The 13,183-nt window shown below is 73.0% G+C and carries 11 protein-coding genes; 5 read left to right on the top strand and 6 right to left on the bottom strand.

Features of this window, described 5'->3' with window-relative positions; all coding sequences use genetic code 11:
- Nucleotides 1-11 precede the first annotated feature (11 nt).
- Both ACPU2J_RS32100 and ACPU2J_RS32095 read right to left on the bottom strand, forming a co-directional pair.
- Nucleotides 12-2,723 carry an AAA family ATPase gene (locus ACPU2J_RS32100; protein ID WP_423834618.1) on the bottom strand — a complete coding sequence of 904 codons (2,712 nt, stop codon included), beginning with the start codon at nucleotides 2,721-2,723 and terminating at the stop codon, nucleotides 12-14.
- Between the two features lie 154 nt (nucleotides 2,724-2,877).
- Nucleotides 2,878-3,318 (bottom strand): hypothetical protein, encoded by a 441-nt coding sequence (locus tag ACPU2J_RS32095; protein ID WP_420078497.1) that lies wholly within the window; start codon nucleotides 3,316-3,318, stop codon nucleotides 2,878-2,880.
- A gap of 204 nt (nucleotides 3,319-3,522) precedes the next feature.
- Here ACPU2J_RS32095 and ACPU2J_RS32090 point away from each other — a divergent pair, with 204 nt between their 5' ends.
- From ACPU2J_RS32090 to ACPU2J_RS32075, 4 genes are all read left to right on the top strand, one after another.
- Nucleotides 3,523-4,284, top strand: coding sequence for an NPP1 family protein (locus ACPU2J_RS32090; RefSeq protein WP_365499830.1), 762 nt, complete (start codon nucleotides 3,523-3,525; stop codon nucleotides 4,282-4,284).
- A 515-nt stretch (nucleotides 4,285-4,799) separates the two neighbouring features.
- On the top strand, nucleotides 4,800-5,669 hold the full coding sequence (locus ACPU2J_RS32085; protein WP_423835056.1) for a peptidase S1: 870 nt from the start codon (nucleotides 4,800-4,802) through the stop codon (nucleotides 5,667-5,669).
- Between the two features lie 493 nt (nucleotides 5,670-6,162).
- The gene (locus tag ACPU2J_RS32080) at nucleotides 6,163-6,777 is read left to right on the top strand and encodes a hypothetical protein (RefSeq protein WP_420078498.1); all 615 of its coding nucleotides are present in this window, start codon (nucleotides 6,163-6,165) and stop codon (nucleotides 6,775-6,777) included.
- A gap of 14 nt (nucleotides 6,778-6,791) precedes the next feature.
- The gene (locus ACPU2J_RS32075) at nucleotides 6,792-7,370 is read left to right on the top strand and encodes a hypothetical protein (protein WP_420078499.1); all 579 of its coding nucleotides are present in this window, start codon (nucleotides 6,792-6,794) and stop codon (nucleotides 7,368-7,370) included.
- 574 nt (nucleotides 7,371-7,944) lie between these two features.
- Here the strand turns inward: ACPU2J_RS32075 and ACPU2J_RS32070 are convergent.
- The 3 genes from ACPU2J_RS32070 to ACPU2J_RS32060 all read right to left on the bottom strand — a co-directional run bounded on the left by ACPU2J_RS32070 (nucleotide 7,945) and on the right by ACPU2J_RS32060 (nucleotide 11,440).
- Entirely contained in the window at nucleotides 7,945-8,565 is a 621-nt protein-coding gene (locus ACPU2J_RS32070) for a hypothetical protein (RefSeq protein ID WP_420078500.1), read from the bottom strand.
- A gap of 71 nt (nucleotides 8,566-8,636) precedes the next feature.
- Nucleotides 8,637-9,242 carry a hypothetical protein gene (locus ACPU2J_RS32065; RefSeq protein WP_420078501.1) on the bottom strand — a complete coding sequence of 202 codons (606 nt, stop codon included), beginning with the start codon at nucleotides 9,240-9,242 and terminating at the stop codon, nucleotides 8,637-8,639.
- A 968-nt stretch (nucleotides 9,243-10,210) separates the two neighbouring features.
- Nucleotides 10,211-11,440, bottom strand: coding sequence for an epoxide hydrolase family protein (locus ACPU2J_RS32060; RefSeq protein ID WP_420078502.1), 1,230 nt, complete (start codon nucleotides 11,438-11,440; stop codon nucleotides 10,211-10,213).
- 62 nt (nucleotides 11,441-11,502) lie between these two features.
- Between ACPU2J_RS32060 and ACPU2J_RS32055 the strand changes: the two genes are divergently transcribed.
- A complete protein-coding gene (locus ACPU2J_RS32055) occupies nucleotides 11,503-12,471 on the top strand; it encodes a helix-turn-helix transcriptional regulator (protein WP_361597361.1) in 969 nt (322 codons plus the stop codon).
- Nucleotides 12,472-12,866: 395 nt separating this feature from the next.
- Here ACPU2J_RS32055 and ACPU2J_RS32050 read toward each other — a convergent pair whose 3' ends face one another.
- Nucleotides 12,867-13,136 (bottom strand): hypothetical protein, encoded by a 270-nt coding sequence (locus tag ACPU2J_RS32050; protein WP_420082537.1) that lies wholly within the window; start codon nucleotides 13,134-13,136, stop codon nucleotides 12,867-12,869.
- Nucleotides 13,137-13,183 lie beyond the last annotated feature (47 nt).

Here is a 13,183-nt window from a genome sequence, read left to right as displayed (position 1 = left end):
CGCCGGCCGCCTCAGTCGCCCGGCTCGCGCTCCACGACGTCGCGCAGCTGGCCGCGCGCGGTCACGCCGAGCACCGGGAACGCCTGGTAGAGGTGGGTTCCCACGGTCCGGGGGGACAGGAAGAGCCGCTCTCCGATCTCCCGGTTGGTCAGGCCCTGCGCCGCCAGCCGCACGATGCGCTGCCGCTGCGGGGTCAGGGAGCGCAGTGCGCTCTGCCGCGCCGGGTCGACGGCGACGCCGGCGGCGCGCAGTTCGGCCTCCGCGCGGGCCGCCCAGGGGCCGGCGCCCAGGCCTTCGAAGATCTCGCGGGCCTTGGCCAGGGCGGAGCGGGCGTCGGCGATCTGCCGCTGCCTGCGCAGCCATTCCCCGTACTCCAGCCACAGCTGGCCGCGTTCGAAGGGCCACCCCTGGCCGGCCGGGTCCTCCAGTGCCTGGCGGAAGTACGGTCCCGCCGCGGCCGGTTCGGCGAGGAGGGCGGCGGCCCGGAGCAGGATCTGCCGCAGCCGCGCGGAGGCGCCGTCGCCCACCTCGGCCGTCACCCGCCGCAGGGCCGTACGGGCCTCCTCCGCGTGCCCGGTGAGCACCGCGGCGGCCGCGTGGTCGGCGACGGCGTAGCAGGACAGGTGGTAGTGCAGGGGCGCGCCCGCCGGGTCGAAGAGCGCCCGGAGGTGGCGGTGGGCGGCGGCGTGGTCGCCGAGGGCCGTCGCCGCGAAGGCGGCGGCCCGGTGGGCGCGGACGGTGGTGGCGAGGGCGTGGGCCGGTTCGGTGACGGCCAGCACGGCTGCGGCGTGCCGCCGGGCGTTCTCGCTCTCGCCGGTCAGCGCGCACAGGGTGGCGAGGACGGCGAGGGCCCGTACGGTGCCGAGGTTGTGCCGGCCGGCGAGGAACCGGTCCGCGAGCCGTTCGACGCCGAGGCGGGCGTCCGCCCACCGGCCGCCGTCGAGGTGGGCCAGGGCCAGGTCGGCGGCGGTGGTCCCGGCGTGGAAGTCGGCCGCGTCCTCCCACTGCGGGTTGACCACCTCGCCCAGCAGGCCGATCGCGGTCTCGGTCTCGTCGAGCACCATGCACAGCACGCCGAGGGTGTGCTTCTCGGTGGGGATCAGGCCGGGGGCCGCGGTGACGGCCGGCAGGTGGCCGCGGACGGTGTTGCCGTGCAGGTAGGGGTCCGTGACGCCGGTGTCCCAGAGGTGGAAGGGATGCGTGGCCATTCCCTCGTCCCCGGCACGGGCGGCCAGCATCGGCCGGATCCGTTCGCGCTGGGCGGGGATCCCCGAGTGGTAGACGATGCCCGTCGCGATCGTGGAGACGCCCGCGTCGATCTGGGCCGAGCCGGGCAGTTCGTCCGGGACGACGAGGCGGAAGGCGCGTTCCATCCGCAGCATCAGCATTTCGACGAGTCCGCTGAAGGCGGATATCCACCGCAGGGCGTCCGGGTCCCCGTCGGGCAGCGAGGCCTGCGCGGCGAGGGCTTCGGCCCTGGCGATGTCGCCCGTGACGACGGCGGCGTAGGCGGCGGTCGCCCTCAGGCGCGCCCGTTCGGTCGGGACCGGGTGCAGGTGCGCGGCGCGCTCCAGCCCGGCCAGTGCCTCGGCCACCGCGCCGCGGCCGAGCGCCCGCAGGGCGGCGGCCTCCAGGGCGGTGGCGACCGGCTCTTCGGGGGTCACGGTCGCGGCCGACAGCTGCCAGGCCCGGCGGTCGGGGTCGCCGGCGAGCACCTCGGCGAGGGCCAGGTGGGCGCTGCGCCGTTCGGCGAACGGGGCGGCGCCGTAGACGGCCGAGCGGACCAGGGGGTGACGGAAGTCGATGCGGTCCGCGTGGAGCCGTACGAGTCCCGCCCGCTCGGCCGGCTGCCACACGTCGGTGCGGGAGCCGGGGGGCAGTGCGGCCAGGACGTCGGCCAGGGCGACGCCCTCGGCGGCCGCGGCCACGAGGAGCGCCTCGCGGGTGGCCCCGGGCAGTTCGCCGACCTGGGCGGCGAAGGTGCGCTCCAGGAGGTCGGTGACGGGAACGGGCACGGGCCCGGCCGCGGGCAGGTGGCCGTCGCGGGCCGCCGACCGGGCCAGTTCCACCAGGGCGAGGGGGTTGCCCGCGGCGGTGGCGAGCACCTGGCGCCGCGCCGGGCCGACCGGGGGCTCGGGCTGGGCGCTGAGCAGCTCCTCCGCTTCGGCCGGCGCGAGGGCGGGCACCACCAGGTGCGGCACCGAGGGGTCCAGCCAGTCGGGGCGGTGGGCGCCGCGGGCGGCGACGAGGAGGCCGATGGACTCGCCGGCGAGCCGGCGGGCGAGGAAGCCCAGCACCTGGCAGCTGCCCCGGTCCAGCCACTGGGCGTCGTCGACGGCGAGGAGCAGCGGGCCGGTCGAGGCGACCTGGGAGGCCAGGGTCAGCACGGCCAGGCTCATCATCATGGTGTCCGGCGGGGCCGGGTCCTCCCCCATGCCGAACGCGCCGAGCAGGGCCCCGCGCTGACGGACCGGCAGGCCGGCGACGCCGTCCAGTACGGGCAGGAGCAGCTGGTGCAGGCCGGCGAAGGCCAGCTCGGCCTCGGCGGCGTTGCCCCGGACCCGCAGCACGCGGGTCCCGGCGCGGGCCGCCTCGTCGGCGGCGGTGTCCAGCAGGAGGGTCTTGCCCACGCCCGGCTCGCCGAGCAGCAGCACGGAGGCGGCCGCCGCGCGGGGGGAGAGTGCCGCGGCGATGAACGCCCGTTCTTGCTGACGTCCGATCACCACTGCACTCCTGGAACTCTGCACGCGAAAGGCGGCCCGCCCGTTCGAACAAGGGGGCGGGCGGCACTCGCCGGAGCATAGTCGCAGCGCGCGCCGCACGGAATTCGGGAAGGACTTCCGTCCCGGCCCGGTCCGGCCGCAGATCCTGCGTAGTTCAGGCCCGGTGCGGGCCCGCGGGGAAGCGGGAGCGCAGAGCGGGCAGGTACACGGGGACCACGACGGCGGCGGCGAGCAGGTCGGGGACGGCCGACAGGAGCGGCCACGGGCCGGTCTCCCCGCCGCTCATCGAGAAGTCGGTGGCGAGGAACAGCAGCGACCCGGCGCCGATGACCGCGAGGACGTGGCGGGCCCAGCCGCGGCCGGCCCGCATCCGCAGGCCGACGGCCAGCCATCCGGCGAGGAACAGGGCCAGCACCCCTCCGGACAGCGCGAGTTGGCGTACGGCTCCCCCGGCACCCGAGGTGGCGGTCAGCTCGTCGAGGCCGGTGGGAGCGACCACGAACGCGCCCAGCACCCAGACCACCGCGTGCGCGGCGACGGCGCAACAGGTGAGCGTCCACGCCGTTCCGACCCCCTGGGGACGCCCTGCGTTCATGCCGACTCCTCTTCTGCGGACGTGCGTACGACCTGTCAGAGGAGGAACGCTCCCGTTCGGTTCCCCGGCCGACGGCGGACGTTCGGCGCAGGGCCTCTTGCCCCCCGGCCTCCGTTGCCGAAGGATGCCACCGGACGCGCCGTCCCGGGACGGCACGCACCCCCCAACCGATTTTGATGAATCGTCAGGAGACGTGTCGTGAAGATGAGTTGGCGCGTGAAGAGATCCCTCGGAGTAGTCGGCGCCGCCCTCGCGCTGGTCGTCGCCGTGCCGCAGGCGGCCTTCGCCGCGCCGCCTCCCGCCCTCCCCGGGAACGCGGACGCCATGGAGCGGGCGTTCCAGCCGGCCTTCGACTACGACACCGACGGCTGCTACCCGACCCCCGCCATCGGTCCCACGGGCGTGCTCAACGGCGGCCTGTCGCCGACCGGCGCGCTGAACGGGAGCTGCCGGGACGCCTCGGACCTCGCCAACACCAACGGCTACTCCCGCGCGGCCTGCAACAACGGCTGGTGCGCCGTCGTGTACGCGCTGTACTTCGAGAAGGACCAGGCGATACCGGGCATCAGCCTCGGCGGGCACCGGCACGACTGGGAGCACGTCGTGGTGTGGATCCAGGGCGGCGAGGCGAAGTACGTGGCGACGTCCGCCCACGGCGACTTCGTCGTCCACGCCCGTGACCGCATCCGCTGGGACGGCAGCCACCCGAAGGTCGTCTACCACAAGGACGGCATCGGGACCCACTGCTTCCGCGCGGCCAACACCAACGACGAGCCGCCGGAGAACCACCGCGGGACCTGGCAGTACCCGACGCTGGTCGGCTGGTCGGGCTATCCGGCGAACCTGCGCGAGAAGCTCACCCAGGCGGACTTCGGCAGCGCGCACTTCGGCCTGAAGGACGGCTCCTTCGCCTCCCACCTGGCCAAGGCCAAGCCGGCCGGCATCCCCTTCGACCCGTACGCGTGACCGGGCGCGCCCGGACCCCGTGAGGCCGACGGGACGCGAGGACCACCACGCCGTGCAATGCGACGACCCCGTCGCCCACGCCCCCGAACCGGACACCCATGCCCTGCCAGCCCCGGCGATCTCGTGCTCGCGGGCCATCAGCGCGAACGCGAGCGTTCCGATGGCCCCGTTGCGCAAGCCCGGCAAGGGTGTCGGGGGCGGCGGCGACGGCGGCCCGCAGCCGGGGGACGGTGAAGGCGGGGGCCGGGTCCCGGCCGCGGACCTCGCCGGTCTTCTCCAGCTCCTTCACCTTGGCTTTGAGGACCCGGCAGGCGCGGGTGGCGGCGGTCTTCTCTGACATGAATCTGGTCGGCGTGCCCGATCCCGATGGGGATTCCGTGGCGTGGCGGCCGTGACCTGAAAGCGCGAGGTCAAGAGCGTCATCGCCTGCTTGAACGGTCGGCGTCCTGATCTCTCCCGGGGAGTGAGTGAACATGCCCGACTTCATACGCAGGGCAGCTGTCTTAGCCGCGGCGATGGCGGCATCGCTGCTCGCCGTCGTGGGCCTCCCGGCCCAGGCCGACACCCTGTCCCCCGCAGCCCGGGCCGACACCCTCCATCCGATCGGCGGCGGCACCGGAATCTTCCAGCAGTTCGTGCAGACGCCGACGGAAGCGAAGATCAAGAGCTGTACGTTGACGGCGGTCGGCTACGACAACGCCGGCAACCTCGTGGGCCTGACCAACGCGCACTGTTTCGTCGACGACGCGGGCAACAAGGTGCACGGCGACAAGGTCTACCTCGACAGGTCGCCGCACGGCAGCTTCTTCGCCCCCGCCCCGTTGCCCAGCAGCCTTGAGTTCCTCGAGGTTGGCGTGATCGGCGAGGTGACCTACATCAGCGAGGGCAACGGCTACTACACCGGCGGTGTGGCAGGACCCGACTACGCCGTGATCAAGTTCGACCCGGCCAAGGTGACCCCGACGAACACGGTCAACAGCCCGTCGGGCTCGGTGACCATCACCTCACTCGGCGCCCGCCCCGCCGTCGGCACTCGCCTGTGCAAGATGGGCCACCGGACCGGAAAGACCTGTGGCAACGTCGTCGGCCACGGCCCGGCAAGCATCGGCCGCTTCACCAGCGTCATCGCCACCAACGCCGGCGACTCCGGCGGGCCCGTCGTCAACGGAACCACCCTCGTCGGCAATCTCTGGGGCTTCCCCGGCCACACCTCGATCGAGTTCATCATCAGCGACATGAACACCCGAGGCGGCGTGGGCGCAGGCTTCCACCTCGCCGTTGGCGGCGATGTCCTCCAGGACGGCGGCGAACCGGTCGGCGTTCTCGCGGGTCTGGGCCGCGTACGCCCGGACCGCGTCGGCGGCCGCGGGCTCCAGGGCGCGTAACTGGCGGGCCTCACCACGATATCGCCGGACGGAAGGGCCCGGGGCCACTCCGACCAAACCAGCGCCTGCGATCACGGTCCGTACGGATTGCCGGCCCTCGGGAGGTCTGGACCTCTATGTGTCACGGCCGCCCCTCGACCCCCGTCAGGACGACCTCAGGGCTCCCTGAAAGGGACATGGATGGATTTGTTCCAGCGCCGTGACACTTTCCGGGTCGCGGTGACAGCCGGTGCCACGCACACGCTGCCTCAGCTTGACATCGGCTTGGGCCTGGTGAGGAGCCCTCGGGTGAAAAGCACGGCGAGCCCGTTGACGGCTTCGGGCTCGGTGGCGGCGAGCCGGGCCGCGAACGCCAGCTGGTCGGAGTCGGCGCCGGGGACCAGACGCAGGAGTTCGCGGAGCAGGGCGGCGTGGGCGAGGACCGCGGGGTCAGAAGGCCGGCGGCTTCGCGGGCGGCCGGGTCGCGGCAGTGCCTACGGTGCGTGGCCAGGGCGTGGGCGAGCAAGGTGTCGACGTCGGCCTGGACGTACCCGTCCGTGCGCCGGGTGAGCTCGTCGCGTACGGCCTCGTCGCCTTCGGCTGGCTCGGCCTGGTCCAGGGTGCCGAGGTCGCGCAGCACCTGGAGGTGGTTGGCGCGGGTCGCGATCCGGACGGCTTCGCGCAGTTCGGCCTCCCGGGCGGCGGCCGCGGTGTCGGCGGCGAGCTCGGCCTGGACGACGTCGTCGACGTCCGGGTCGTACACGGCGCCCGGACCGGCAGCGGCGAGCAGCTGGGCGATGCGCTCCCGCTCCGCATGCTCCGCCGGGCCACGGAGGTCGTCGGCCAGGTCCTCGTACCGGGACGCCTGCCGCGCGTCGAACCGAGCCTCCTCGAGGGCCGCCGCGACAGCGCCGGCATCCATTCCCTTCGCCTCGCGCCGTACGATGCGGCGGCGGATGCGGGCCGGGTCGACGCACTCGCGGGGCGCGGCGCGCCGTACGGGCGCAGTTATAGGCTCGCTGGGTCCTGGCCCGATGAGTCCGTCCATGGCAGGCGGATCGCGTTGGAGGAACTCCTCCGCGCCTACTGCCCTCATGGCTCACACGTTCGCGCCCGAATCCGACACTGAAGGGGGATCTGCCGATGGCACCGTCCACCATGACCCGAACCCACGCCCTGCGTATGGCCGGCACCGCTCTCACATACGCCGTGGCCGCTGGAGCGCTGGCCGGCTGCAGCTCCGACAACGCGACGGGCACAGCGTCGTCCACGCCTTCCGTGTCAGCGTCCAAGCCGCCTCCCAGCGATCCCGGCCAGGCCGCGAAGGAAAAGGTCTTGGCCGCCTACACCAACATGCGCGAGATACAGATCAAGACGGCCGCAGACGGAAAGGTGCGCACCGAGGACCTGGCGAAGTTCGCCAAGGGGGACGCAGCAGCCGACCTGAAAGGATCCGCCCTGCTCAACACGTCGGAAAACATCAAGTACACCGGCCGGCCGGAGATGAGCCCGACGGTTACATCCGTCGACATCAAGAACAAGACCGCCACGCTCTCCGACTGCTTCAACACAACCAACTGGAAGCCCGTCGACAAGGACTCCGGGAAGCCCGTTCAGCCGGCTGATCAGCGTCTGAAATACCCGGTCACGTCCCAGGCCGCTTTGGAGGGCGACACATGGCTCATCACTAAGATCACAGCAGACCGGACGAAGGGCTGCTGACACGAGCTGTCCGCGCGCTGAGCACCACCGCTGGCAGTGAGGGCGCCATGTTCCAAGCCGGTCCGGCCTACGCCGACCCCCCGTCACCCTGGTGCTCAACTGCAACGCCGAAGGAACGGACCTGGAGGCCGGCACGCACACGCTGTGCATCGGCCTCCAGCGGGGGCCGGAGGCTGAGGGATACGCCGCCTGGCCGGCCGGGCAGGTCGGCCGGACAGTCATCGGACCGTCGTACGAAGCCTTCTGACGCGCCGGTGCCGCCACGACCGGCTGGACGGTACGGCTGCAGTGGTCACCATTCCGGTCCCCACGGCATGCCTGCTGTCACCTCTCCGCCGTATCGTGGACGAGGGGCTGGTCGGGCCAGCGCCGCAGACATGCGAGGGCTCTCAGACCGGCCCGTTCGTGAGCTTGGATGGCCCAGCCTCAACCCTCGCCGGGCAGCCCACACTCAAAGCAAGGCCATCTCGGCGACGGACGGTGCCACCAGCAAGGGCCGTGTTCCCCGCGAAGGTGACGTACTTCTGTGAGGGACACCAGCCAGCTATTCTCCGCTGCCGAGACGCCGAGCTACTCAAAGGGCGGCGGGCCGCTCGGACAGATCCAGGTCGTCGGAGACTGTGAGGCCTTCGGTCAGCGGCCCCCACATCGCGCGGGCGTCCGCGCTCACCGCCACCGGCTCCGCAGCCGGGGCCCGATCGGGAGCAGCGGGGGCGGGGGTGGCCTCGGGCCCCGCAGGCGCGGCGTACGGGTTCGCAGCGGGGGCGGGGCGGGCGGCGGGCACCCCGGCCGCAGGTCCGAGCTGGTCGAGGCGGGGCATCATGGCGGCCATGTCCGGCCGAGCCGGGGAAGCCAGGATCGCGTCACGTACAAGGCCTTCGGGCATCGTCGCCATCAGGAGGCCGGCCCATCGGTCGGTGCCCGCCCCGCTGATGCCGGCCGGGGCGGCTGCCACCGTCTGCAGACGGCCGGAGCCGGCGGGGCTGAGGCGCTCTGCGAGCTCGCGGGCCGGGTCGGGACGCAGCCAAACCGTCCGGCCGATGGGGCGGAGGCGTCCGGTGGGGTCGTGGCGTCCGAGGATGAGGAGTTGGGGGCGGTTTGGAGACCATTTGGCGCGTCTGCGGCAGCAGATGAGAGTCCAGGCGATGGTGGTGAAGGCCAGGAAGTGGTCGCCGCCGGCGGAGCGGGTGGGCACGACAGCGGCGCGCCCGGGTTCCGGCCGCGCCGCTGTCGAGCTGTGGTCAGCCCTCGGGGGAGCCCCCGGGATCAGTGGAGCTTGTTGACGGCGGTCTTCGTCGTGGTGCGGAAGGCGGTCAGCGGGGCGTCCTCGAGGTCGCCCATCTGGCCCCAGCGGACGAGGGTGACGGTGCGGCCGTCACGGCCGACGGAGAACAGGTGGATGTCGGAGTTGCCGATCTGCGGGTCGGCGGTGTCCAGGCTGTAGACCCAGGCGCCCTCCTCGACGGCGAGCTTGCCGTGGGAGGCGCTGACGGCCTGCAGGCCCGGGTTCTGCTGCTCCAGCAGGGGGCCGCAGCCGGCGAGGGCCGCGCGGAGGGTGTCGACCAGCTTCACGGCGTCGGCCTCGGTACGGGCGACGGTGGTGATCTGGACGCCGTTGGTGTCGAGCTCGGTGCTGAACTCGCGGTAGCGGGTGTTCTGTGCCGGGATCTTGTACGGGGCGCAGAGGACGCCGCCGTTCTCGGGGACGCCGGTGAAGACCTGGGTGGCGGTCCACGGCGTCGACGACGGCGGCATCTGGGAAGCGGCGAGGAAGGCGGGCTGGGCAGCGGCCTGCGCCGGGGCTGCGGCGAGAGCCGCGAGGCCCAGTGCGGCAGCGGCTGCGGTGGCGAGTGCGGTGCGGAGCGTGTTCATGGTGGTGGATCCCCCGTCGGGTCGTTCGTTCGGTCAGTGCCCAACCAGCGTGGGGCCGGCGCCCGCCGACCGCAACGATCACGCGCCCATCAGCCGTCCCGAAACCATTCCACCCCCGCTGACGTGCGAGGACGTGAAGGATGGGACGCGCGGTCGAGGGGGGTGGAATGCCGAAGGACGCCGTCGTCGAGGAGTTCGCGGGGCTCGTGCGCGCGCCGAAGGCGCGGGACGGGAGGAGTTCCGAGGCGCTGGGGCGAGCAGCCACGCGACGACGTCGGCCCACTCGAACTCCGGATGCACCTCCGTCCCGGCGGTCGCGGCGGGGAAAATCGGTGTGGCGGCGGCGCCAGTCGACCACCGCCACCCGTCCCGTCCGGGCCACCTCCGCAAGGAGGACCCGGTCCGTGTCCGAGGTGACCGGGGGTGAGGCAGGCGAGCGGGGAGCGGCGGCCGGTGCGGAACTGTGGGCACCACCCGCCAGGGGGTCGGTCGGGTGGGCGGTGCCCACGGGTCGTCCGCCGGTACCCGGGCACCGGCCGCGGGTGCGGAAGCCGGAGCGGCCGCTGCCGGGGCCGCGGTAGGGGCGGTCGGGGCCACAGCCGACGGTAGGGGCGGCCGGCGCCAAGGCAGCGGAGGGGGTGGCCGGCGCTCTCGACCCCGCGCCCCTCCCCCAGCCCGACACGCCATGCCTGCCTCCCGCTCCGGGCGTCTACCGGGGCGCGCCCGGCTCCTTGCCCTGGGCGGGCAGCCGGCGATGAGCACGGGGACCACGGCCGGGGCCGGCTGGCCGGGCGCCGCAGCAGCGGGGGTGGTGGGGCGGGAGCGGGCCGCCGCCGCTGAGACCCGCGGCCGGGTAGCGGCCGGCTTACGCGGACAGCGGCGGCCCCGGCCGCCGGGCCCCGGCCGTGCCGGTGTCCTGCGCCCGGGGCGAGATGGGCCCCTGGGCGCGGGCGGTTCGGGTCTTCCTGTCAGTGTGCTTGGCCGAAGAACGCGCGGAGGTCGCTGACGAGCAGGTCCGGGGCTTCCATTGCGAGGAAGTGGCCACCGCGGTCGAGTTCGGTCCACCTCACGATGTTGTGGTCGCGTTCGGCCCAGCGTCGGATGGTCACGTCGTGGGTGGAGACCAGTACGGCGGTGGGAACCGTCCCGCGCCGGTCGGCTGCCCAGTCGTCCTGGCCGTTGCCCCCGTTGGTGTTCTGCTCGGTGCCGGGGCCGTTGCTCCCGTCGTCGGCTGCGGCCTCGGTCCAGGCCTGCGCGGAGATCTCCTCGTAGTAGACCTGCGCGGCCGAGGCGGCGGTGCCGGTCAGCCAGTACAGCGAGACCTCGGTCAGGATGCGGTCCCGGTCGATGCTGTCCTCGGGCAGTCCGTCTTCCGGGTCGGTGAGCTCCTTGAACTTTTCCACGATCCAGGCCAGCTGGCCGACGGGGGAATCGGTGAGGGCGTAGGCCACGGTCTGCGGCCGTTTGGAGTTGCACTGCAGGTAGCCGTCGTTGAGGTTCTGCATTGCCTGCCAGCGTCGTTGTTCGGCTTCGGTCAGGCCGTCCGTCTCGCCTTCCACGCCGGCCGGGAAGGTGATCATCGCGTTGACGTGGATGCCTGTGACCTGGTCCGGGGCCTGCCTGCCCATCTCTGGGGCGACCCACGAGCCGGTGTCGTAGCCGTGGACGCCGTAGCGCAGGTAGCCGAGGCGGGACATCAGGCGGGTGAGGGCCGCGGCCATCGTGGCCGCGCCCATGCCCGGCCCGGCCAGGGGGGTGGAGAACGCGAACCCGGGCAGCGAGGGGACGACCAGGTGGAAGGCATCTGCCGGATCGCCGCCGTGCGCGCGGGGATCGGACAAGGGCCCGATGACGTCAAGGAAATCCGCCACTGAGCCCGGCCAGCCGTGCAGCAGCATCAGCGGTGTGGCACCTGGCTCGGGGGAACGCACGTGCAGGAAGTGAAGGTTCTGTCCGCCGATGGTGGTCATGTACTGGGGGTGCTCGTTGAGCGCTGTCTCGTGCGCCCTCCAGTCGTAGGCGGTGCGCCAGTGTTCGGCGAGATCCTTGAGGTACGTCACCGGAACGCCGCGGCTCCAGCCAACACCGGGCAGCTCGTCCGGCCAGCGGGTGGCGGCCAGACGGGAGCAGAGGTCGTCGAGGTGGGCCTGCGGGATGTCGATGAGGAAAGGGCGGATGCCGGGTGTCGTGTTCGCCATGGCTGTGACGCTAGGGCTCGCTTGGGTCACTTGCGGTCCTAACCTTCGGGCAGTCTGGAAGCATGCTCGAGACCTCCGGGAGGCTGCTGAGGCTGCTCTCCCTGCTGCAGACCCACCGTGCCTGGTCCGGCGCCGAACTCGCCGAACGCCTCGCGGTCAGCCGGCGTACCCTGCGCCGTGATGTGGAGCGGCTGCGCGGGCTCGGCTACCCGGTGCACGCCACCCAGGGCACCGCCGGCTACCGGCTCGGCGCCGGGGCCAAGCTTCCTCCGCTGCTGCTCGACCATCATGAGATCTTCGCTGTCGCCCTCGGGCTGCTGCGCACCGCGGCCGACGGCCCGGTCACCGGGATCGAGGAGTCCTCCCTGCGTGCGCTTGCCAAGCTGGAACAGGTGCTGCCGTCCCGGCTGCGGCACCGGATGGACACTCTGCTCACGACCACCACCGTCCGGGCCGGCGCGGTCCCGGCTCCCACGGTCTCTGCGGACACCGTCATGGCCATCGCCGAGGCGTGCCGCCGACGTGAGCGGCTGCGCTTCGACTACACCAGCCCCCGCCGGGGCCACAGCATCCGCTCGGTCGAGCCGCACGGCATGGTCAGTTTCGGGCGCCACTGGTATCTGGTCGCCTGGGACACCGACCGCACCGACTGGCGCACCTTCCGCGTCGACCGGCTCACCCCACGCACTCCGAACGGCCCGCAGTTCACCCCCCGAGAACTGCCCGACGGCGACGTGGCCGCCTATCTCGCGCGCCGGCTGTCGTCGCAGGCGTGGCCCTTCCAGGCCGTCGTCACCCTGCATGAGCCCGCCGCAGCGGTCGCCGACCGCATCTGGCCCGGCATGGGCGTCATCGAACCCGTCGACGACCACAGCTGTCTGCTGCACCTGGGCGCCGGCACCCCCCGCGACCTCGCGTGGATGATCACTTCGGTCGATGCCGACTTCACTCTCACCCATGCCCCGCCCGAACTCGCCGACGCCCTGCGCATCCAGGGGACCCGCTGCCTGAATGCCGTACGAGAGGCGTAGGTCCCCCGGGCTCGCGAGGAGCTCCTGGCCGCCTCGCTGCAGGAGATCGACGGCAACGAAGTAGGCCGGCCACCGGGTTGCCAGGCCCGGGCTCCGCGGGCGCGGGCGGCTGCCCGGCGCTGCAACGCCTCGGACGGCAGCCTGCCCGCCTCGGTGTCCCACACGACGAGCTCGCCGTCGAGGACCAGGCCGGCCGGCAACTGCGCCTCGGCGGCCACCACCAGGGTCCGGCCACCGGTCCGGGGGCAGCACGGGGACGCAGCCGCCGCCCGAGGCGGTGAGCGATCGCGCGAGCGCGTCCAACTCGTCATCGCGGCCGTGCAGTACCGCCGGGGTTGCTACTTCGTGGAGATCAATCACTGTCGGGCTCGTCTTCATGTCACGCCGGGGCCGTCTCAAGGGCGGCCCCGGCCTGTGCGGGCGGGGTTGAGGCCCTTCTCCATCAGGTCCACCGCCCACGCCATCTCCTGCACGCCCTCCAGCTTGGCCGGCCCGGGGGTGGGGCCGCGACGGAAGCCGCCCATCAGCGGCTCGCCCGACGCCGACGAGCTGGCCTTCGGCCACGCCGACATCATCCGCGCGGCCACGATCCCCAACTCCTGACGAGCCCCCGGAGCGCCGCCCCAGCCTTCCCGGCCGCCCGCGACGTCCTCGACCTCATTCACGGAACCGCGACCCTGGACGAGGTCGCCCTGCCGGCCCGTTACCGCAT

Origin of the sequence: Streptomyces manipurensis (assembly GCF_049570255.1) — a bacterium.
In the GTDB taxonomy this organism is placed as follows: Bacteria; Actinomycetota; Actinomycetes; order Streptomycetales; family Streptomycetaceae; genus Streptomyces; species Streptomyces manipurensis.
Note: the sequence above shows the minus strand (reverse complement) of the source record. Positions and strands in the feature narration are given on the sequence as shown.